The sequence below is a fragment of the Diplocloster hominis genome (assembly GCF_032380655.1).
Classification (GTDB): domain Bacteria; phylum Bacillota; class Clostridia; order Lachnospirales; family Lachnospiraceae; genus Diplocloster; species Diplocloster hominis.
On record NZ_JAWDIY010000008.1, the window covers coordinates 68,311 to 91,491 of the forward strand.

Here is a 23,181-nt window from a genome sequence, read left to right on the forward strand (position 1 = left end):
TATAAACGTGTCAGAACACTAGAACAACTTTCAATACCATAAAGTATAACGATTTAGGTATAACGATTTAGAAATACAAGATGTGTTTTTCTGCCGTGACATGTGGTAGAATAAAATACTATAGGCAAGAGGATTATGAAAATGAAAGGAGAATCAGTACAGTGGACAGGGAAAATGTATGGAAGACATATAAGCCGGAGGAGCTGGAAGAATTAGAGCGTATCAGCCGTTCCTACAAGGAATGTCTGGATGAAGGGAAAACGGAGCGGGAATGCGTGAAGCTGGCGGTCCGTATGCTGGAGGAGAAGGGATTCCGCAGGCTGGATCAGATAATCGAAAATAAGGAGCGTCTGCAGGCCGGCGACGGGGTTTACGCGGTGTGCATGGATAAGAGCGTGGCTGCGTTCCGAATCGGGACAGAGCCGTTGGAGCGGGGGATGAACATTCTGGGTGCCCATATCGATTCCCCTCGTATCGATGTGAAACAGAATCCGCTCTATGAAAACGAAGAGCTGGCTTATCTGGACACCCATTATTACGGAGGCATTAAAAAGTATCAGTGGGTGACGATCCCGCTGGCGCTCCATGGCGTAGTGGCAGGGAAAGACGGTACGCTGACGGAAATCCATATCGGGGAAAAGGAGGAGGACCCGGTATTCGCCGTAACGGATCTGCTGGTCCATCTGGCTTCGCAGCAGATGGAAAAAAAGGCCAGTGCGGTGATCGAGGGAGAGAAGCTGGACCTGCTGTTCGGGAGCCGTCCTCTGGAAGAGGCTGAGAATCTGAAGAAGGAAGAAAAGGACCGGGTAAAGGCTTACGTACTCCAAATCCTGAAGGATACCTATGGAATCACGGAGGAGGACTTCGTATCGGCCGAGCTGGAGATCGTTCCGGCAGGAAAAGCAAGGGACTGCGGAATCGACCGGAGCATGATCATGGCTTACGGACAGGACGACCGGGTATGCGCCTTTACCTCACTGTTCGCGCTGCTGGATGTACCGCAGGTAAAGAAGACGGCCTGCTGTATCCTGGTGGACAAAGAAGAGATCGGCAGTGTCGGGGCCACCGGCATGCACTCCAAATTCTTTGAAAATATGGTGGCGGAGCTGACCGCACTTCTGGTCGGAGAGTCGGAACTGAAGGTGCGCCGCGCCCTTCAGAATTCCAGGATGCTGTCCTCCGATGTGAGCGCTGCATTTGATCCCATGTTCGCGGAGGCGTTTGAAAAAAGAAGTTCGGCGTTCTTCGCCAAAGGGCTGGTATTCAACAAATTCACAGGCAGCCGGGGAAAAAGCGGATCAAACGACGCCAATGCAGAATACCTGGCCCTGATCCGGAAGGTGATGGATGATCATCAGGTAGCCTATCAGTTCGCGGAGCTTGGCAAAGTGGACGCCGGGGGCGGCGGTACCATCGCCTATATTATGGCCAATTATGGGATGGAAGTGGTAGACAGCGGTGTGGCGGTGCTGTGCATGCACGCACCCTGGGAGATTACCAGCAAAGCGGATGTGTTCGAAGCGTATAAGGGGTATAAGGCTTTTGTTATGGACATGTGAGCGGAGACACGATAAAGGTTCACTTGTTGCGGAAAACTAAACTTTTGATATCAAAAGCCGTACTTAGGTAAAATAGTACGGCTTTTGTATTTTATTCATAAAGGCGGGTCCGTTACTGGCTCTAAACGGTTTTTACCGCTGGATTGAAAGCAGCGCTAACAGATACCGCTCTCATCCTTTTACAGCGCCTGACGACAGTCCCTTAACAAAATACTGCTGCAATGCCAGGTATACCACCACCAGCGGCAGGGCGCACATGATACAGCCGGCCGCCACCCAGCTTACATTGTTGGAATACTGGGAGAAGAACATGGAGAGCGATGTGGTAATCGTCTTCATCTCAGGCTTTTGCAGGAAAAACAAGGAAAAGGTGTAGTCATTCCAAATCTGGACACCGACCATGATGACCACAGTGGCCGTAATGGGCTTAAGTAAAGGGAAAAGGATGCGGTAAAACAGTGTGAAGCGGGACGCGCCGTCGATCATGGCCGCTTCGTCCAGCTCCCTGGGAATGGACGTGATAAAGCCGGTGTAGAGGAAAATCGTCATGGGCAGCTGAAATGCGATGTGCGGGAAGATGATTCCGGCATAGGTACTGGTACCAAAAGTGTCCGCGATCAGCCGGTAAAGAGGCACCAGCGCGGTAAGAGGGGGTACCACCATACAGGAAACGAACAGTGTGTATATAAAGTTGTTCCATTTCGTCTTGAAGCGGGCAAGGGGATAAGACGCGATGGCTCCCACCAGCACAACGACCAGAAGCACTACAGCCGTAATTATGACATTATTCAGGAAAGCCCGTCCTAAGTGGGCTTTATACCAGGCGTTGGCAAAGTTTTCAAGCGTTGGCGCCAGAGGCGGAGTCCAATAGGACGACAGGTCCGTAACCGGTTTTAAAGATACCAGGATCAGGATATAAAACGGAACGGAATACAGGAGGCCCAGCAGAACCACACCGGCCTGCATCACACGGCGGGACCGCTTTTTTTGTACACGATTCATTGTTCCACCTCCTTTCCGCGCAGATAGCGAAGCGCGTAAATACTCAAAACGGAAATGAGGACGAACATAAAGTTACCCATTGCCGCCGCGTAGCCCGCGTCCATACGCACGAAGTATACCTGATACATCATGGTGGAGATAGAGGCGGAGGCATAACCCGGGCCGCCTCCGGTGAGGGCCTGGATTACGTCAAATAACTTCAGGCCGCCGATCAGGTTCCATACCACACTGAAGGTGATAGAAGGCATCAGCAGCGGCAGCGTGATTTTGAAAAACTTTTTATAACCGGAAGCGCCATCGATTTCCGCCGCTTCGAAGTACTCGGTTGAGATATTCTGAAGCCCTGCCAGATAGATCATCATGGAACTGCCTACATACTGGAAGGTATTGACCAGCACGATGATGGGCACCGAGCGTTTGCCGCTGCTTAACCAGTCCACCGGCTGCGCTCCGAACAGAGCTGTCACGTCATTAATGGCGCCGCCGTTATATTTAAAGAAAAAGTACCAGACATAGCCCATGATGATCGCGCTGACGACCACCGGCAGATAGACCAGGGTGCGCACGAATTTTTCGCCCCTGAGCTTCTGATCCAGAAGCAGTGCCATCAGCAGTCCGAAGACATTCTGCAAAAAAGTGCTGCCGATACCGTAGATCAGAGTATTGCGCAGTACGGTATAGAAGTTGGGGTCTTTGAACATTGCTTTATATTTTTCCAGTCCCACGAAAAGGTAATTAGGGGAGTAGCCGTTCCATTCCCGGAAGGAAATGAGGATACCCTGGACAAATGGATAAAAAATAAACATAAAAACCAGCAGAAGAGCGGGCATATATAGCACATTTAAAATGCTGCCGGTACTTGAAGCCCGGTTCCAAAGACGTTTTAGTTTCATATATTCACCTCGAAAGAATTGGGGCTGTCGGGATTCATTTCCCAACAGCCCCGGACTTGACCGCTTACCAGTTTGAGAACTATTCCTCGGTGATGCTCCGAAGACGTTTGTACTCGGCACTCATATTATCTGCAAAATCCTTAGCGGTAATATCGCCGGCCATGATACTCTGGGAATTTTTACACATGACGTCCCACATGCCGCTGGGCAGGTATACACGGTCCAGATACGGGTATGCAGGAACATCCTTGTAGCGCTCAAAGGACTCCGCGAACTGCCCGATATCGGGGTTCACGCCTAAGATAGCAGACGGAAGCTGTGTAGACTCACAGATTTTCTTGACATTTTCCGGCTGTGCGCAAAAATCAATGATATCCAAAGCAACATCCAGATTGGGAGAGTCTTTCCATGCGCCCAGGGTTACGCGTTCGCCGCCTGCGAACGAAGCCGTTCCGTTTTCATCCCAGGCAGGGATCGGCATAATATCGCCGCGGAAATCAGGATTCACTTTTTTCGCCTCTTCTATAAAATAAGGTCCAAACCATCCCATCGCCGCCTCGCCCGTGGCAAAAGCGCGTACATTGTCATCGTATTTCGCGGTGAGCGCGTCCTTGTTGATGTATCCTTTGTCATACATATCCTTCCAGGTCTGCGCGAGAGGTTCCCATTTTGCCCAGTCGAACGAACCGTCCAGCAGCGCATCCGCGTCGTTGTTTTCAGGAGTCAGATACATAGCGGCCCCCATGTAATCAAAATACTGGGCCTCTTCCCAACCCTCGCAGGAAACGGTGAAGGGGGCCACCGTGCCGTTGCTTCCGGTCTTGATCTTCTCGCAGACTGCAAGCAGTTCATCCATGGTTTTGGGCATTTCCGTTATTCCATACTTTTCAAATACATCCACGTTATAAACAATCATACCCTTATCTTCGTCAAAAGGCAGGGCATATACTTTACCGTCTTCATCGGCAATGATATTTTTAAAAGACGGATCAATCTTATCTGCCCATTCACGGTCGCGCAAGTCTGCCAGGTAATTCCCGTAGCGCGCTTTGGCCCAGCCGTGGGTCGTCCAAAGGTCAGGAAGATCGTTGCCGGCCATCTTCACCTTCATCATATTTTCATATTCGGAACCGGGAGCGGAAAAATCAATCACTATGTTGGAATGGCTATCCATGTAATCATTCATCAGGCTTTCCAGAACATCTGCCTGGTCGCCGACCAGGTTGGTGGCTACCGATATATAGACCTTTTCCGCCGAATCCGTATTTTGCGCCGGCTTGGAAGTTTCTTCCGCAGCCGCGGGCGGGGCAGAAGAATCAGCAGAACCAGATGACGCGTCGGACGTTTTGCAGCCGGCTAAGGTGCCTGCCGCAAGAACCAGGGATAATGCTGTAGCAACGAACTTTTTCATAGGATGCATATTTTCCTCCTTTCGCGCGTTTCCACGCACAGACAGGTATGGGTGAACATCTTACTATTCGACCTTACCCTTGCTTTAATCAGGACTAAGTTTCAATTTCTTCGGTTAACCTGAGTTACAGTATAACAGCGGCTTCTGACTTGAACAATGCGGTAAAGCTTTTTAAAATGTACCTGTTTTTTACTGTAGGTATCCTGGTTCTTCTTGAAGCTTCAGGCTCACGTCGTCCACATTGACCCAATTATGGATCAGCAGGCGGGGGCCGTTAAAAATGATTTCTGCCTGATCCCCCTCATTCAACTGCAGATGGGGAATCTCCTGGCGCATATAACCGGAATAATTGGGGACGGCTGCACTGCCGCGTTCCGTGCCATTAACTTTAACGGTAAACCTGCCCTGGGGTCCTTTCGCAGAGATCCAGGCGCTGGCACAATACGTACCGGTCTTTGGAATCGTAACTGTTTGGGAAAATTGTTTTGAGGTGCCGTTGTCTATATAGGCGTGCTTTGCGCCGTGAACAGGATTGTTTTCTCCGATTCCGGTCCCTTTTCCAAAGGACCAGCCGGTGGTCCCATCCTCGAAGCAGCCGTTTACAACCAGTTCTGCAGGAATGGTGCGTTGAACGCCTGTGGAGACAGACACTTCTGTCCCGGGGCTCACGTTAATATCCACACAGCTCACGGTTAATCCGTTTTTTTGCGCGGAATAAGCGGCTGATGCCGTACCGTTTACATATAATTCCCCATAGCTGCCGGGGAAGCAGGCTGTCCAGGTCAGATCCTGCGTTCCTGCGGTATTCCGAAATACCGAAGTGTGGTTCCCATTTTCATGCCGAATGGAAAAATGGCTGTTCCCCAGGGGGATTTGGTCAATCTGTACCCATTCCTCTGTATCGGTTAAGTGACCCAGAGTCGTCACATGATGGGCAGCCGCGTCCGGTGATACGCCCATCATTCCGGTTACCGTTTGATTGATCACGTTAAAGGACACTTCGGGATAATCGGACCGGCTGTTTATGAGCCGCTCCAGATATCCTCTGGCCCGTACATTCTGGTTCCACTTATAGAAAGTTTCCGGCAGATAAGTCCATGCTTCGATGTTGATGCTGGGACTTTCGTTAAAGCTCTTGGCTAAAAAGTCCAGGTATTTTTGGGCACGGCTGCCGGGCTCGCAGAGTTCTTTATAGGGAATGAACCAACTGCTTTCATAAGCAAAATCGGTTTTCGGGCTAAAATCAGGTTCGGTAAAGGCCCGGATATAAGTATCTTCTGCACTCGAATACCAATTCGTATTAAAAATGGTTCGAAGCTCCGCCGCTTTTTGATCCCACAAATCTGCCTCGCCGCTCTCACCGCGGGCACGGAGTATCCGGGCATAGGACGAAAAGGCCTGATACTGGCTGCCCAGGGAGTCTGCCGATTCCGCCAGCGGAACCTTGCCGGCTTCATTATAGGAAGCCGTTCCTTTCCAACCGTCGTAGGAATGTTCCTGGGCGATGCCGTTCTGGTTTTCATCGTGAACGGTGACAAAGTCAGTCACGATTCTGGTATAAAATCCCCAAAGCTCAGGGTCATCAAAAATACGGCTGTCCCCCGTCCAGAGATATTGCCAATAAGCGCCTTCCACAAGCTCAAACATCCCCGGAAGAGACCGCCAGAACTTAGAATCATTCACATAATCGATGCTGGAAAGGCTGCCGTCATAACACAGTTCCCATCCGGTATACCATTGCCTCGCCTCCGTCTGATGCTGCGGAAAGGCTTTCATCATCTGATAATTTTCTTCATCCAGGCCCAATAAATGGGCACCGTGAATATGATGTACATAATCGCGCTGGCAGAACACCGGACGGTCCTGCAGTGCAGCCTGATAGCAGGCGATGTTACTGCCGTTTTGGGCCACCACCTTGCTTCGGGCCATCGTTTTTGCCCATTCGAAGCCTTCCGCCAGGCTTTGATTGGAACTGCTTAGCGTGATATCCTGCGGTTCCTCCCCAGCGTAGACCACTGCCCCCTTAGATGTTCCTAACACAAGCCCCATTGCTAATACGAACGTTAAAATCTTTTTTCCTTTTCCTTTCATGCTTTTCGCCTCCTTTGCAACCAGTCTAACAAAATCTTGTGCTGCCGGGTATGCAAAGAAAACGCACAGAAAGGATTCATTTTTTAATCCTTTTGCCTGCTGCTGCGGTAATCGGAAGGATAGATATGATAGCTTTCATGGAACAGCTTGGTGAAATATCGGGCGCTCTGATACCCTACCATCTCGGCAACCGTTTGAATGGAGAGTTTTTGGTTCAGAAGAAGCTCTTTGGCCTTGATCATCCGCACCCGGGTAAGATATTTTAAAAAGGTCTCTTTGCGCGTCCTCTTAAAAAGAATACTGAAATAACTGGGAGAAATATGGAAAAGGTCTGCCAGATCGTTCACACTAAGTTCCTTCATGTAATTTTGATCTATGTATGTGATCACGTCCTCCATCAGGCTCTCGTTATCGGAGATGGAGGTCTGAATCATGGTGTGGCCCCTATTCAGCAGCAGACGGACAAAAGCTTCCATATCATCCGCAGGATCTGCCTGATCGGACTGCACTCCGGTTACCAGCTTTAAGGAACGAAGGATATTCAGCTTTTCCGTTATGGTTAATTCCGCCCGGGCTAAGGCCTGCCTCAGGCTGTCTACCGCTTTGGAATAAAAGAGAAAAGAGTGAATGCGGTATGCGTTGGCCAGCTCCTGGACCGCAGCGCATAGCTCTTGCTTAAGCTTGGCCGTACTGCCGGACAGAAGCTGCAGATCATGCAGGCTTAACACAGTTTCCGAAGTAATAAAACGCAGACAAGCTGACTCCTGCACGGATGAAATACGTTCCCGTAACTGCAGCAGCGAATCCGCACCGTCGGTCTCCAATACGGAAACGGAAAAATCCGGATATTGCCACTGCGGGACCGACCTGGCTATCTTGCCGCGGATATGACTGACGTTCGCTTTGCCTGTGGCTTCTTTCCAGCCCAGCACAAGGGTCATCTCCCCGGAGGGTAGAGCGAACAGCAGCGAATTCGGCTGTATCTCCAGATTCTGTAAAAGATTCTGAAGCTGTTCGAAATAATTGCTGCTCATCTGCTTTTGTACGGTTTCCGGCAAACTGCTGTCGATCAGAAAGATTGCCGCGTAAAAACCCTTATAATCTTCGAATTGTTTTTCTGTTTCTTTGGTATCCAGGCCGTCAAAATATTTCCGGAGACTTTCCCGGAACAGCTGCTGATCCTGCCAGCAGCTGGAGGCAAATACTTTTCGCAGCGCTTTTTCCAGCTCATCGGTTTTCAGCGGTTTCAGCAGATAGGACGAAACGGAAAGCTCGATGGCCCTGGATGCATAGTCAAATTCCGAAAAACCGGAGATGATAATCCACTGGGTTTTGGGAGAGAGTTTTTTCCCGTATTGAATCGATTTCAAGCCATCCATTTCGGGCATTCGGATGTCGACTAATACAGCGTCAGGTTTCCGTTCGTTTACCAGCTCCAGCAGTTCCCGACCATTCTGCGCCTCCCCTACCACCTGGTTCGGAAGGGTGACTCTGCTTAATGTAATTTTTAGATTTTCACGTGCCAGATATTCGTCGTCCGCCAATAGGATCCTAATCATCGGTTCTCCTCCCTGGAATATAAATCCACACCCTGGTCCCTTCATCGATACGGCTTTCTATGGTAAATACCGCATCCGGATACGTATAGTGTAAGCGTTCCCGTACGTTTGACAGTCCTACCGAATGGACGGTGTCGACTTTCTGCTGGTCAAACCCCACCCCGTTATCCTGCACCAGAATTTCCACAGCCTGCTTATTTAACACTGCCCTTATGTGTACGCGGCCCATATCCGTCATTTCTTCCAAACCATGGATTACGGAGTTTTCCACCAGCGGCTGGAGCAGCATGCGGGGAATTCTGAAATTTGCCACTTCATTTTCATAATAAATGTCATACTGGAAACGTCCCGGGCAGCGAAGTTCCTGAAGCTTGCAGTATTTTTCAATAAAATCCAGCTCCTCCGCCAAGGTGACAAAAGATTCCCTCTGGTTTAAAGAATAGCGCATAATTCCCGTCAGGTCATAAATCGCCTGTTCCAATATTTCCTTTTGGTCCAGGCGGTTGAGCGCTACAAAGCTGTTCAGTGTATTGAACAGGAAGTGAGGATTTACTTGTGACTGCAGCGCAAGGTATTCCAGGTTTTTGCGGTTTATTTCCGCTTTATATTCCCGCTCAATAGAATGATTGATTTCGCTGAGCATACCGTCTAATTTGCAGCCGATGGAAGAGATCTCGTCGGTCCCTGTCAGCTGACAGCGCGCCTGCATATTGCCCTGCTCCACTTCCCGGATCGTATGGACGATCTTATGGAAAGGACGTGTAATATACCTTGACAGAAGCAGGAAGATTAAAAATGCGGCCAGTCCCACAGCCAGCGCACATAGATTGCCAAACAGCAAAAGAGCGTGGTTCTTTGCTTTCAGCTGGGTCTGTGATATGAGCACGAACAGCTCCCAGCCGGTATCGGCGATGGGACTGCTGCTTAAAATATAAGTATCGCCGCTTCCGGCCAGCACTTCTTCTGATTCCGCCATCTGCCGGCGCACCGCCTCTTCCACCGGCCTGTTGGAATATACGATGGTTCCGCTGCCGGTGTTTATACCGATGATGGAATCTACATTGAATTCGATATCCTGTAAGATTCTTTCCAGATACCGGGTGTTAAAATTTACAAGTAAAACACCCAGCGGACGCCCGCTGATCGGTTCGCGGATCTGTCTTGCCAGTGTAAAATCAGAGTACAGGCCCCGGCGGGGGTCAAGCGTATCAAATATATCCGTATCCACCAAAACCCCTCTTCCAGCCCGTTCAGACGCCTGGGCGTACCATTCCTGCTGCTGGAAATCGTAACCGGTGTCCGGGATCTGGCGAAAGCTCTGCTTTCGCGTTGACAGATAACCCGTGCCGTCATTTGTCACCAGCAAGGTGCTGAGCGTATCGCTGCGGGTTTTAAATAAAAAGCCCGCCAGCATATTACGGATAGAATCCTCCACCTTGAAGCGTGTATAGTAGTCCAGCTTATCATAGTTGGCGGTATCTCTTTGAGACAGAGCCCACAGATAATCGTCGGAGATGAAATAAGAGGCAGAGGCGTATTGAAGTTCACTAAGATATGTATCGATGTTTTGCGCAAGGATTTTTATACTTGTCTGTGTAAGCTTTTGAGTCTCCCGGGTGATCTGTTCATTATAATAGTGGGGCAGAAGCACATTGATGACACTCAAAGGGATAACAATTGTCGCGATACAAATGGCAAACAGCCTGGTCCGCAAGGTTTTCATAGATACCCGCCCTCCTCTTTTGTTTAATCATACAACGGAATCCTCTGTTTGACACTAGAGATTTCTTATTAATAAAAAATGAGCTGATTCTGTGTCATTTTGTTACTATGCGCTGTAAGATTTTAAACCAAATTCGTAAGATACACCATACAAACTCTGTGAATCCATGCTATACTAGAAAAAGGTAAAAAAACACCTGCATACGTTTTACAAAGAGATAAAATCAGGATAGGGAGATACGTCGGTGGAGGAAAGAAACAAAATGTACGGGAAGAAAACAGCGAAAGATACGGTGAAAGCATTCTGCAGTGCCTGGTTTGTGCAGCGCGACATACAGGCCGCCGCAGCTTTTTTATCTGAGGATATAGATTTTGCGGGTACCGGGGGAAATGAAGCGGCTCACAATAAGGCGGAAATGGAGGCATATCTTCAACGGGATATAGAAGAGATGAAAGAACCGTTTCAGTGTGAACTGAAGGAAATCCGTCAACAGGATATTGCGGAGACGGTTTGCAACCTTGCCATGGAGATGTGGCTGAAGAATTCGTGGTATCAGTGGTTCCTGCGGGCTTTTTTCACTCTGGTACTGGAAGGCGACGGCCAGTGGAGAATACGCAGCTTCCATTTTGCTGAGCCGGGAAGCAGTCAGCAGGGGGAGGAGCATTATCCCCAGACCCTGGTGGTGGAGAATCTGGCCCGGCAAAAACAGGAACTGTTGGACAATTCGGTTCCCGGGGGCATGATGGGCGGCTACACGGATGAAAAAGAGTTCCCGTTCTATTTTATTAACCGCCAGATGCTGCGATACCTGGGGTATCGGACGGAAGAGGAATTCGTGACGGATGTGGATGGCAGGATCGCCAACTGTATCCATCCGGAGCATCGGGAGATGGTAGAGCATGTCGTTCTGGGGCAGCTGGAATATTCGGATGAGTTCGCGGCGGAATATAAAATGCGCAAAAAAAATGGTTCCTATATCTGGGTCCATGAAGTAGGGAAAAAGATTATCGCAGAAAACGGACGCCCCGCGGTCCTGGCCGTCTGCATCGATATTACTGAGCAGAAAAAGCTTCAGGACCGTAACCGGGAGCTTTATGAGCAGGAACTGGCTCATTTTGCGGAATTATCTTCCTACGAGGGTACGATTCAGGGTACGATCAATGTAACAAAAAACCAGCTGGAAAGCTATGTGTCCACTGCGGATGTGGCGGTCGCAAAGGTGGGGGATTCTTATCGGAAGACGGTGATGAAACTGTCGGAGTCTGCCGCGGAGCCGGAGATTGCGGAGGATATGCGCAGTACCCTGGAGAGGGAAAAAGTTCTGCGTGACTATGCGGCCGGGAAGACGGATTACCAGTTTGTATTCCTGCGGCGGAAAAACAGCGGCGGTTTCTTCTGGAGCAGTACCAGAATGCGTACCTATGTGAATCCGGAGAACGGTGATATCGTATTATTTTTCTATACGACCGATATCACCGAACAGAAAATGAAGGAGCAGCTTCTCCATCAGATCGCCCGGCTGGACTATGACAAACTGACGGAGGTGGATATCCGGCAGGACAGATATCGTGTGCTCTCATTTAAAGCGGACAGGGAAAAGGAAATCGCCATGCAAGGAGAGTTCCAGGAGGAAGTACGCAGGACAGCAGAGCGCACTATGGGTGAAATCTCCCGTAAGGAGTATATAAGCAAACTGGATTATGCTTACATGAAAGAGAAGCTGGAAGAGGTACCGGTATATACATTTCTGGCTGACGTTGAGGATGAGCAGGGGAATCATCGGATCAAACGGCTGGAAGTGTTTTACGTGGAGAAACGGCTGGGGCGGATTTGTATCGCCCGCAGCGATGTGACGGAGGTAATCGAAAAGGAACAAAAACAAAAAGAGGAGCTGGCTTCCGCCCTGGTGGCGGCGGAACAGGCCAACGCCGCCAAGTCGGATTTCCTGTCCCGCATGAGCCATGAGATCCGCACGCCCATGAACGCGATTATCGGCATGAGTACCATAGCGGCCCAGTCCATTGGAAACGATGAGCAGGTAGCGGACTGTATCTCGAAAATAGGGATTTCTTCCCGTTTCCTTTTGTCCCTGATCAACGACATCCTGGATATGAGCAGGATTGAAAGTGGAAAAATGCTGCTGAAAAATCAGAATATCCCCATGGAGGAGTTCCTGTTCGGGATTAATTCAATCTGCTATAACCAGGCGGATTCCAAGAACGTGGATTACGAATGCATCGTGGACCCGGTATTGGACGACTGCTATATGGGTGACAGCATGAAGCTGCAGCAGGTTCTGCTGAATATTTTAAGCAATGCCATTAAGTTTACCGGAGAAGGGGGAAAAGTAACTTTTTCGGTGGAGCACCGGAACAGCACGAAAAACCATGCCGCGCTGCGGTTTGTCATTAATGATACGGGAGTCGGTATGAGTGAAGAGTTCCTTCCACATATCTATGAGGCTTTTTCCCAGGAAATTACCGGAACCACGGCGCTCTACGGCGGCACCGGGCTTGGACTGGCTATCTCCAAAAATATCATAGATCTCATGGGCGGGAAAATCTCGGTGCGCTCCATTAAAGGCATCGGAACGGAATTTACCATAGACGTAAAGCTGGGGCTCGTGGAGGGCGGCCTTGCCCACCGGCAGAAGAAACCCCAGCACAATTTCTCACACCTGAAAACACTGGTGGTGGACGATGATGTAGCGGTCTGCGAGAGCGCGGTAGTCACCTTAAAGGAAATGGGAGTCGTGGCCGAATGGGTGGACAGCGGTTACAAAGCCATTGAACGGGTAAAAGAGCTTTTAAACAGCGGGCGGTATTTTGACATGATCCTCATTGACTGGAAGATGCCTGACATCGACGGCATTGAGACGGCCCGGCGGATTCGAAGCCTGGTAGGCCCCGAGGTGACGATTATCATAGTGACGGCCTACGATTGGGGAGCCATTGAAAATGAGGCCATGCTGGCCGGGGTCAATCTGCTGATGAGCAAGCCGATGTTCAAATCCACGCTGGTATCGGCATTTTCCAAAGCTCTGGGAGAAAAAGAGGAGGCGGCGCAGCAGACCGCCGTCACGGATTATCATTTTGCCGGGAAACGGATTCTGCTGGCAGAGGATAATGCCTTAAATACGGAAGTGGCAATGATGCTGCTGGAAAACAAAGGCTTTACGGTGGAAACAGCCGATAACGGGATACGGGCGCTGGAGATGTTCAGCAAGTCCCCCGCCGGTTATTACTCCGCTATCCTGATGGATATCCGCATGCCCCTGATGGACGGGCTGACAGCTACCACCAGTATCCGCCATCTGAGCAATGAAGATGCGCTGACGATCCCGATCATTGCCATGACGGCCAATGCTTTTGACGACGATATTGAAAAGAGCAGGGCGGCCGGGATGGATGCCCATCTGGCCAAACCTATTGACCCGGACCGTATGTACCAGACGCTTTATGATCTGATCTTCAAAGAGGAGGATTAAAATGATGAAAACAAATAGGAGCGGCTGTCTTTTGAGGATTGTAGTTTAATAAGTATTCTTTTGCTTCTCTTGCTGAATGGAATTGGATCTTTTCCCTGCAAAGGTAGTGAATTGCTTCATTCCAATCTTTTAGAGGGAATTGCTCCGGAACGATTGTGTTTAGTACATACTTCCATGTGTTAACATGAGTGTTAGTTAAATCTGACAGATAAGTTAAACTGCATCCAAACTGTAGATAGTCCAACAAATCCATACGATATTCCTCCTGACTGGTTAATTGACTACATAACAGCAATTATGTAGTCGGCCGCACTCATATCTTTTAATTTCAGACTGCTTCGGATGCTTGCGAAGAAGAAAAAATGGCATACAAAACAGGCCGGTTAAGAAAGCCTTTGGTTCCGGCCTGTTTGGTTTGTAATACTTTTAATGGTTTTTAAGTTAGATTTTAAGATGGATGAAGAATATTGTAATTATTTAATGGTTGTGATAGAATTTTTATGTATTATAGTAATCCGTATCCAGTACAATGACTACATAATTGCTGTTATGTTGTCATTTTTTTTGCCACAATAAGGTCTAAGCGGTTTATTAATTTTTCGTGTTCTGTCCCGCTCTCCATCGTGTAGATCCGGGTGGTGGCCACACTGCTGTGGCCCAGCAGATCGGCAAGCCTTGATAAATCCTTTTCCAATTGATAACAGGTTCTCGCGAACAGATGGCGAAGATTATGGGGAAATACCTTTTCCGGTTCCACATCCGCGCTCTTGCAGAGCGATTTCATATCCCGCCATATGTTTGAGCGGTCAAGGGGTTTTCCGCTGGTGGTGCAGAAGATACTCCCGCTTAGGATGCCGCGTTGCCTGCGGTAACGTTGTAACATGCAGCGCAGTTCCTTTGGCAGAAACACCGTACGGGTCTTGCCTTTGCATTCCACAGTTGCGCGGCCTGTCCGCACGGCGTCCACTGTGATAAACTTTAACTCCGATACACGGATTCCCGTAGCGCAGATGGTTTGCAGGAGCAGGGCAAGCCGCTCGTTCCTTTTTTTCTCCGCCGCTTGTATCAGCCGGTTATATTCGGCCCGGGTCAGCTCTTTTTCCGGTTTGGTGTAAAATTCCCGTTGGATTTTAAGGGGCCTGACTTTCAGCTGAGACAGATCCGACCATGCGAGAAAACTGTTCACGGCAGCCAGCATAGAGTTGACACTGGCCGGGGCATAGGATTTTGACAGGTGTCCTTTCCAGCTGACCACCATCTCCTTGCAAAGCTCACTGTTTCCCAAAAAAGAAAAGAAAGCATTCAAATCCCGGATATACTTTTCAATCGTGTTTACGCTGCGTTCTTCCCTGTACAGATAGATTTTGTATTCTGTTAAATCGATCAAATGTGTTCCCTCACTTTCTCTCTGGCTGATATTATTATGCCACTTTTTGACAAGCGGCATACACCGGAGGGCACCCACTTTGACTACTCCCCTCTGCGTAGGGTATACTAGGTATATAGGTATAAAGGTAGGATGAGAAAGGCAAGTTTTAAGATGGCGGGGTCAAAACATATGATAAATATGGCGATTGTGGATGACGATAACAGCTATTTGGACAAGCTGAAAGCAGTATCGGAAAAATATTTTACCTCACATTTTGTGGAATATAAGCTGAGTACATTTACCAAGGGGTGTAATCTGGTTTATGAATTGCAGGAAGGTAAGAGGTTTCAGGTCTATCTGCTGGATATCGACTTATCTGACCGCGAAATGAACGGAATGGATCTGGCTAAGGTGATCAAGGCCAATAAAAATGGGGAATCGTATGTTATATTTATCACGAATTATACGGAATATGCGGTGGATGGCTATGAACTGGATATTTTCCGGTATATTTTAAAGGATCAGATGGAGGAGAAGCTTCCGCAGGCTCTCGAGGAGATCGGAAAACGGATGAGTATTCAAAGCGGTGAATGCTACATCATTGACAGGGGCGGGGTCCGTGAGAAAGTATTTTATAAGGAGATACTGTATATTTATAAAGAGAAAAAGAATGCGGTGTTTGTCACAGACCATGGAATAAGCGTGGTCAGAAGTAGTTTAAACCGCGTGATGGATGAGCTTCATCATGATGGATTTGTCTATATAAACAAAGGAATTATCATAAATATTTCCCGGATACAGAGAATGAAAGGATTGGAAATCGTGCTGGACAACAAAGAGCAGCTGTATGCCAGCAGAACGCATATTCAGGATGTGAAGCTCTTAGTCTCAGCGTTCTGGAGAAAATATATGTAATGGAAGAATACAGAAAGGAACCCTTCACATTTGCGAAGGGTTTCTTTTTTGATGCATAAATGAAAATTCTCTGTCATTCCTAAATTATTAGCTAAATGCCTAATTTTTAATATTTGCCTGGAAGAACCTGCCATTTATAATATTTATATAGCAACTAATGGGAATCAGAACAGGAGGAAGGGAAATGAGGAGGCTTTTCACTATTCTTTTGAGCGTGACTTTGCTGCTGAGTGTTTTTCCGGCAACAGCGCGGGCTGGAAATGAGACAGTTCCATCAGGGACGGAGAAAGAATTTTATGTATCCCCTGACGGAAACGACAGCAATGCAGGAACAAAGGACGAGCCGTTCCAAACGATTGAAAGAGCGAGAGCGGAAGTATCAAAAGTTAATCAGAACATGACAGGAGATATTGTCGTGTATCTGATGGATGGAATCTACTATCAGGACAAGACACTTACCTTTGGAACCGAAGATTCCGGTACAAATGGATTCAAGGTAAGGTATGAGGCTTATGAAGATGCCGCGCCAAAGATCAGCGGCGGTAAGCAGTTAGAAGGGACATGGGAGCTTCATGACGAAAAGCAGAATATTTATAAGATCCCGGTGCCGGATGGATTGAATTTCCGTCAGCTCTATGTAAACGGCGGGAAGGGAGTCCGGGCGAGAACAGGAGAACCTGGTACCTTTGACAGCTCCTCCAGGATTCAGGGAGCCGACAGGCTGGATGAAAATGGAAACGTGATACCGGAATGGTGGAGGGACCAGGGGAACCAGGCCGCGAAAGTGCAGGCGATCGACGGACGTGTAATCGTTCCCGATGACGGCCGGATCTCCGAAGATATGGACGGTCTGCGCCAGGTGGAATTACATATATTTACCGCATGGAGTGAAAACATCCTGCGTGTAGATTCACTGGAAAAAATAGAACACTATGACTGTCAGGCGGAAGCACAGCATACCGGGAAAGAAGTGGACTGGGACGGCGCATGTTATAGGGTGAAAATCCAGAATCCGGAAGCGGAAAGGATATTTAACCGTCCCCACCCGGGGCTTGATAATTACGCGGGCGGCCCCCACTATGCGTTCTACTATGAAAATGCGTATCAGTATATAGACGAAGACACCGAATGGTATCTGGATACGGATAAGAATATGCTTTATTATAAAGCGCCCGCGGATATGGATATGAAAACGGCATCTGCAATTGTACCTGTGCTGAATGAAGTAATCGCGGTACAGGGCACCCTGGACAACCCGGTTCACGACATCGAATTCAAAGGGCTGACCGTGGAGCACTCCACCTGGATGCAGCCCAGCGTGGAAGGGCTGGTAGGCGGGCAGGCATGCCAGTATATGACGTACGGCGTGTTTGCAAATAACGACATCGGGGTAAAACGCGCGGATGCGGGTATCCGTATAGAAAATGCCGCACATATCAGACTGGACGGAAATCACGTCCGCTTCATGGGGGCTACCGGTATCCTGCTGGCTTCCGGAACGAAGGAAGTAACATTGATTAACAATACGGTGGAAGAGACGGCTGGAAATGGTATAGAAGTCGGAAAATTCGCGGTAGATGAAAATACAGATTATCACACGGCTTACAACCCCTCTGATCTAAGAGAGGTCTGTACCGATGACAAAATCCTGAACAATACCATTCATACTGTTGGAACCCAATATGAGGGAGCAGTCGGTATCGGGGCAGGGTATGTACAGGGAATCACGATCGGAAATAACACCGTTTATGATTGCCCCTATAGCGGCATATCGGTAGGTTATGGATGGACATCCACACCCAACCCTATGAAGCGCAACAATATTTCACGGAACGAAATCTACCATGTGAATCAGATCGTATGTGACGGCGGCGCCATCTATACCTTATCGAACCAGGAACCGGACTCGCTGATAATGGAAAATTATATGCATGACAATCTGCTTCCGGAAGGCGCGGATTATGGCGCGAACGGTATCTACATGGATGAGCAGACATCCGGATATACGGTAGCGGATAATGTACTGGTATCCAGTTACGGAGTCAGCCAGCATGTCACCGGTCCTAACAACATGCAGACGAATTATACCTTCTGGGGGAAAGATACTGACGACGGATATGCCGCATTTGCAACGGGCAAAGTAAAGGCGGTCATGGAAAAAGCCGGCGTACAGGAGTCATATGACGAAGGGGAACTGTTCCGGCCAGTCCTCGACCGCGCGGATTATGATCCCTATTACCGGCTTTTGAGGCTGTCCGGCAGGAAATTCGGAAGGGAAGCCGGAACAGTGGTATTAGAGACCGGATCAGGAACGATCTCACTGACGTCAGGAGACATAAAATCCTGGACGGATACAAAAATCAGCTTTGCTCTGCCCCAGAATGTCGCCAGCGGGGATACGGTGACGGTTACCACAAAGGATCATAACACTTCAGAGGGATGTTCGGTAGGAGTGATCGCCGACACGGCAACGGAAATACTTGCGGAAGATTTTGATGACCAGCAGGACGGCCGGTTGAATGAGGCGGATTGGTCGGTCTCTGCAGCTGACAAGGCTGCCATCGTATCCGGAGATTCCGGTAAATACCTGGAAGTGAAAGGGAACGATCCAAATCTGAACGTTACCAGATTAGATCAGGACGGAAATACGTTTGCATTCGGCAATAACGTTACGCAGTTTGATTTTCAATTTCCGGAGAACTTAAGCGGATATACCGGGCTTTATAATTACATTCGGATTACAGATCAGAACAAAGAGTATACGGCTAATGTCCGGCCGGCCTTCGGCACACCGGTATCCATCGAAGAGAAGGGGGTGGATGAAGCCAAGAACAATGATAAAGTGATAGAGACGGGCGTATGGTATACATTCAGATCCGTGGTTTATCAGGACACCGTATATGTGAGCGTCTTTAAAAAAGGAGATCCGGAACCGGATGGATGGGACGTGGAAAAAAAGATGACGGATACAGTAAAGAAAGATTGTTTGTTAAACTTTTCTTTCTATGATCCGTCCGGCAGGAGCATTTTAATCGATCATATATCCGTATCCAAATATTCGGATGAAAAGAGTAATCCGGTGATCAAAGAGGCCGATTATGATCCTGTCCATCAGATGATTACCGTTAAGGGACTGGGATTCTCGGATGAGACCGGCAGTGTTACCTATAAAACGGCAGATGGGCAAGATACGGTAAGCGGCCAGGATATCCTTCTTTGGACCGATACCCAGATCAAATGGAAAAAGCCGGAAAATGCTGTGGATGGAGAATTTTATATCACCACAAGTAAAAATATGACGTCCAACAGTGATATTGTTTTGGAAATACCGGTTCCGGCAGTCTATTATGAAGAAGATTTCAGCGCGCTGACACAGGAACAGCTTGAAGCGCAATATACGGTATCCGTACCTGAAAAAGCAAGCATTGAGAAAGAAACCGGGGATGATGAAAACCGGGTACTCCTGCTCAAAGGTAATGATCCAAATCTGGAGCTGGACCTTTTGAACAACGACTTACAGCGCAGTGTGTACGGAGAAAATATTACCACCTTTGATTTCCAGTTTCCGGAAGGATCGCGTTCCTATAACGGAATGTATAACGTGCTAAGAGACGCCGGCGGTTCCGTCTACAGAGTAAATATTAAGCCGGCGGAACGCAATAAGTATTTCCTGGATCTCAAAGATATCGGTGAACTGCCATTGCCTGGAAAAGAAATCAAAAATGCTGTCTGGTATACCTGCAAAACAATGGTAAAGGGTAACAGCCTTTATCTGAAAGCCTGGGAAAAATCAGCTGAGGAACCGAAAGACTGGGAACTGATCAGGGAGATGGAGGATCAGACAGGCAAGGAGTGCAGACTGAACTTCTCTTACTATGATCCTGACGGACGGCCCTTGTACCTTGACAATGTAAAAGTGGAAGTCCTCGACCCGGCGGATGTAGAGAAAAGGCTGACCGGCATAGAGATAAAAGCGGAACCGGAGAAGGATACCTATTATGTAGGGGATGAATTCGACGCTTCCGGCCTTAAGGTCAATGCGGTATATAACGATGAAAGCAAACAGGAGCTGGACAAAGAAGCATACACAGTGACCGGTTTTGACTCTGCGGCAGAGGGAGAAAAGACCATAACGGTATCCTACCGCGGTTTTTCAGCGGAATTCACCGTTCGGGTCACGAAAGCACCGGCGATGACGGGGATTAAGATTGCGCAGCCGCCTCATAAGACGGTATATGAACCCGGAGAAGAGCTGGATCTGACCGGTCTGGTTGTGAAGGCCGTATATGACAATGATACGGAAGAGGATGTGGTACTGTCTGACTGTACGATCGAGGGATTCTCATCAGAAACCGTGGGCACTCAGACGATTAAAGTAACCTATCAGGAATTCTGTGCGGAATTCGACATAGAAGTAAAAGAAGCTGTAATACCGGAAAAGGTTCTTACCGGAATCCGGATCGACCAGAATCCGGACAAGACGGAGTATCTGATCGGAGAAGCTCTTAATCTGGAAGGGCTGGTGGTAACGGCCGTCTACGATGATGACAGCGAAGAACCTTTGGCAAACGGTTCGTATTCGGCTGCGGGGTTTGACTCAGAGACGAAAGGGACTAAGACAGTCACGATCCAATATAAGGGTCAGTCGGCAGAGTTCACCGTTCAGGTCAATGAGAAAGAACCGCCGGAAAAAATCCTTCAGAAAATCAGGATAGACCAGATGCCGGATAAGACAGAGTATTTTGTCGGAGAAGAACTGGAACTTACGGGACTTCAGGTTACGGCGGTATATAATGATACAAGTGAAGAACTGCTGGTCGGTGATTCCTATACGGTTACCGGATATGATTCGGAAACGGAAGGGACCAAAACAATTACGGTATCTTATCAGGATAAGACGGCGGAGTTTAAGGTAGAAGTAAAATCAAAAGAACCTGAACCGACCCCAACCCCGACACCTACGCCTACACCGACACCCACGCCTACACCAACACCTACGCCTACACCGCCCCCTACACCGACCCCAAACCCTACCCCCACACCTACGCCGGTTCCCACACCAATCCCGGGTCAGGTTGTGATCAGTTCGGAGGGAATAAAATACAATGTACTTCAGTCTGCGCTGCCGGAAGATAAGAGAAACGAGGCAAAATCTATTCTCGGGCAGAATCAGGAGTATCAAGGGTTCAGCGATCTGTTTTCGGATAAAGACAGGATATTTACAGATATCTCCGTTTATGATCAGGAAGGCAGGCCAGTACACAATACCCAGGGAACGCTGGTATTTACCATTCCATACCCTGAAAATTCGGATTCCGCCAAAGACTTCATCATTTTCCATGTAAAAGATGACGGACAGGTGGAAAGGATCACCACATTTGAAAAGACAGACAGTGGATTAAAGATTACATTAGACAGCTTCAGCACATTTGCGGTTAGCTGGAAGGACGCGTCAAAACAGCACCGGCAGGAAAATGGCGGCGGCCAGGACAGCCAAAATCCGGACAACAGCGCAAAAGGGGCACAGACAGCCGATTATGCAATGCCCGCATTCTGGATTCTGTGCTGCGCGGCGGCACTGGGCCTGATCCTCTTCCTGTGGAAAAAACGGAAGCTGGATGAGCGCTAAGATATGGTCAGCGCTAAGACATTATAGGTGTTATGATGGAAAGTATCTGTATGAATCTGAATATGGTGGGAAATCAAAACGGATACTTGATATAAAAAAATAAGGAGGATAAGTAAATGAAGAAAAAATTAGTGAGCATGCTTCTTTGTGTGGCAATGGCGGCCACAATGATTACCGGATGCGGGGACAAAAAGGCCGGGGAGGACACTTCCGGGGCTGCGCAAACCAGCGCGCCGGCCAGCCAGCAGGAGACGGCGAAGCCTCAGGCCGCAGCGGATCAGGAAGATTCTGAAGGGGATATCACACTGACCTGGGCCGTGTTTGAAACGGACAACTACACGGCGGAAGTGTGGCAGCACATCATTGACGCGTTTGAAGCCGACAATCCCGGGATTAAGATCGAAAAAGTGTTGATGACCGGGGATTCCAGACCCCAGTTCTTAAAGACGATGCTGTCCGCCGGCAACATGCCGGACATCAACATCGACCCGGTGGATCTGGCCAGTACGGATGGTGTCTACGCGGAAGTTCCGGAAGAACTCCTGGCGAAATATGAAGACAGCTCGGTGGTATCCTTCGACGGGAAAAAGACCCTGGTTCCCGCCTACAAGGCTTACCGTACACAGGTCTACTATAACAAAGCACAGTTTGCGGACGCCGGCATCACACAGACACCTAAGACCTGGGATGAATTCACAGCTGCATGCGACAAACTGCAGGCAAAGGGGTACACCCCGCTGATGGGTGTAGGCGCTTCCGATATCTGGGCAACTGCCTTCGGATACTGGACCGGTGTCGTGAATTCCGAACTGTATTCCGCATATCCTAACTTTAACCGGGATATCCTGGACGGCAAATTATCCTGGACCGACAAGGTTCTGTCCGATACTTTAAAGAGCTGGCAGACCCTGAGCAAATATTACCACAAAGGCTCTATGTCATTCAGCAATACACAGGCCACCTCTGAATTTATGAGCGGCAGCGCGGCCATGTTCATGGACGGTGCCTGGAGCGCGCCTACGATCGATAACAGCAGCGAGTATTCCGCAGATGATTTTGGCACCTTTATGATGCCGACTCCTTCCGGAGCCAAGACATACTGCACGATGCCTCAGTATTGGGGAGTGGCGGAAACCTGTAAGAACAAAGAAGCAGCGTTTCAGTTCTGCGAATATGTGCTGGGCGGTAACCCGGATATTTACAAGTATTATCTGCAGGCAGACGGAACCTTCTCCGTCACCAAAACACCTGTAACCTATGAGATGGGACCGGTACAGACGGAATTCATCAAAAATCTGGAAGGCTACGAACTTGTTCCGGAAGCGATGAAGTTAGTCGGCGATGATGCATTCCCTACCGGATTCGAAGATTTTACCTTGAAATCTCTTCAGAATATCTTCACAGGAGCGGATGTGGACACCGAGTTATCCACATGGGATGCCGAAATGCAGAGGCTGGGAGCACAGAAGTAAGCAGTTTAATTAGATAATTCAGAAAGATTTAGAGTACAAAATCGAATATTGAGTTTGTACTCTAAATCATT

General features: G+C 48.7%; 13 protein-coding genes. 5 read left to right on the forward strand and 8 right to left on the reverse strand.

Going from position 1 to position 23,181, the window contains the following annotated elements; all coding sequences use genetic code 11:
- The first annotated feature begins 161 nt into the window (after positions 1 to 161).
- Entirely contained in the window at positions 162 to 1,559 is a 1,398-nt protein-coding gene (locus tag ABC831_RS09445; RefSeq protein WP_343247896.1) for an aminopeptidase, read from the forward strand.
- 171 nt (positions 1,560 to 1,730) lie between these two features.
- On the opposite strand, the gene ABC831_RS09450 is transcribed toward ABC831_RS09445, so the two are convergent.
- The 6 genes from ABC831_RS09450 to ABC831_RS09475 all read right to left on the reverse strand — a co-directional run bounded on the left by ABC831_RS09450 (position 1,731) and on the right by ABC831_RS09475 (position 10,238).
- A complete protein-coding gene (locus tag ABC831_RS09450; RefSeq protein ID WP_343247897.1) occupies positions 1,731 to 2,561 on the reverse strand; it encodes a carbohydrate ABC transporter permease in 831 nt (276 codons plus the stop codon).
- The gene (locus ABC831_RS09455) at positions 2,558 to 3,454 is read right to left on the reverse strand and encodes a carbohydrate ABC transporter permease (protein WP_343247898.1); all 897 of its coding nucleotides are present in this window, start codon (positions 3,452 to 3,454) and stop codon (positions 2,558 to 2,560) included. The genes ABC831_RS09450 and ABC831_RS09455 overlap by 4 nt, the downstream gene beginning before the upstream one ends.
- A gap of 79 nt (positions 3,455 to 3,533) precedes the next feature.
- Positions 3,534 to 4,865 carry an ABC transporter substrate-binding protein gene (locus ABC831_RS09460; protein WP_343247899.1) on the reverse strand — a complete coding sequence of 444 codons (1,332 nt, stop codon included), beginning with the start codon at positions 4,863 to 4,865 and terminating at the stop codon, positions 3,534 to 3,536.
- Positions 4,866 to 5,054: 189 nt separating this feature from the next.
- Positions 5,055 to 6,956, reverse strand: coding sequence for a carbohydrate binding domain-containing protein (locus ABC831_RS09465; protein ID WP_343247900.1), 1,902 nt, complete (start codon positions 6,954 to 6,956; stop codon positions 5,055 to 5,057).
- 83 nt (positions 6,957 to 7,039) lie between these two features.
- A complete protein-coding gene (locus ABC831_RS09470; RefSeq protein ID WP_343247901.1) occupies positions 7,040 to 8,515 on the reverse strand; it encodes a response regulator transcription factor in 1,476 nt (491 codons plus the stop codon).
- Positions 8,508 to 10,238 (reverse strand): cache domain-containing sensor histidine kinase, encoded by a 1,731-nt coding sequence (locus tag ABC831_RS09475; RefSeq protein WP_343247902.1) that lies wholly within the window; start codon positions 10,236 to 10,238, stop codon positions 8,508 to 8,510. Before ABC831_RS09475 ends, ABC831_RS09470 begins: the two co-directional genes overlap by 8 nt.
- 262 nt (positions 10,239 to 10,500) lie before the next feature.
- Here ABC831_RS09475 and ABC831_RS09480 point away from each other — a divergent pair, with 262 nt between their 5' ends.
- A complete protein-coding gene (locus ABC831_RS09480) occupies positions 10,501 to 13,725 on the forward strand; it encodes a response regulator (protein WP_343247984.1) in 3,225 nt (1,074 codons plus the stop codon).
- Here ABC831_RS09480 and ABC831_RS09485 read toward each other — a convergent pair.
- Entirely contained in the window at positions 13,709 to 13,978 is a 270-nt protein-coding gene (locus ABC831_RS09485) for a hypothetical protein (protein ID WP_343247903.1), read from the reverse strand. The genes ABC831_RS09480 and ABC831_RS09485 overlap by 17 nt on opposite strands.
- 294 nt (positions 13,979 to 14,272) lie before the next feature.
- Positions 14,273 to 15,172 carry a tyrosine-type recombinase/integrase gene (locus ABC831_RS09490; RefSeq protein ID WP_343247904.1) on the reverse strand — a complete coding sequence of 300 codons (900 nt, stop codon included), beginning with the start codon at positions 15,170 to 15,172 and terminating at the stop codon, positions 14,273 to 14,275.
- Positions 15,173 to 15,283: 111 nt separating this feature from the next.
- On the opposite strand from ABC831_RS09490, the gene ABC831_RS09495 reads away from it, so the two are divergent.
- From ABC831_RS09495 to ABC831_RS09505, 3 genes are all read left to right on the forward strand, one after another.
- On the forward strand, positions 15,284 to 16,009 hold the full coding sequence (locus tag ABC831_RS09495) for a LytR/AlgR family response regulator transcription factor (protein ID WP_343247905.1): 726 nt from the start codon (positions 15,284 to 15,286) through the stop codon (positions 16,007 to 16,009).
- Between the two features lie 184 nt (positions 16,010 to 16,193).
- Positions 16,194 to 21,638 carry a bacterial Ig-like domain-containing protein gene (locus ABC831_RS09500; protein ID WP_343247906.1) on the forward strand — a complete coding sequence of 1,815 codons (5,445 nt, stop codon included), beginning with the start codon at positions 16,194 to 16,196 and terminating at the stop codon, positions 21,636 to 21,638.
- A 116-nt stretch (positions 21,639 to 21,754) separates the two neighbouring features.
- The gene (locus ABC831_RS09505) at positions 21,755 to 23,110 is read left to right on the forward strand and encodes an ABC transporter substrate-binding protein (RefSeq protein WP_343247907.1); all 1,356 of its coding nucleotides are present in this window, start codon (positions 21,755 to 21,757) and stop codon (positions 23,108 to 23,110) included.
- Positions 23,111 to 23,181: the final 71 nt, after the last annotated feature.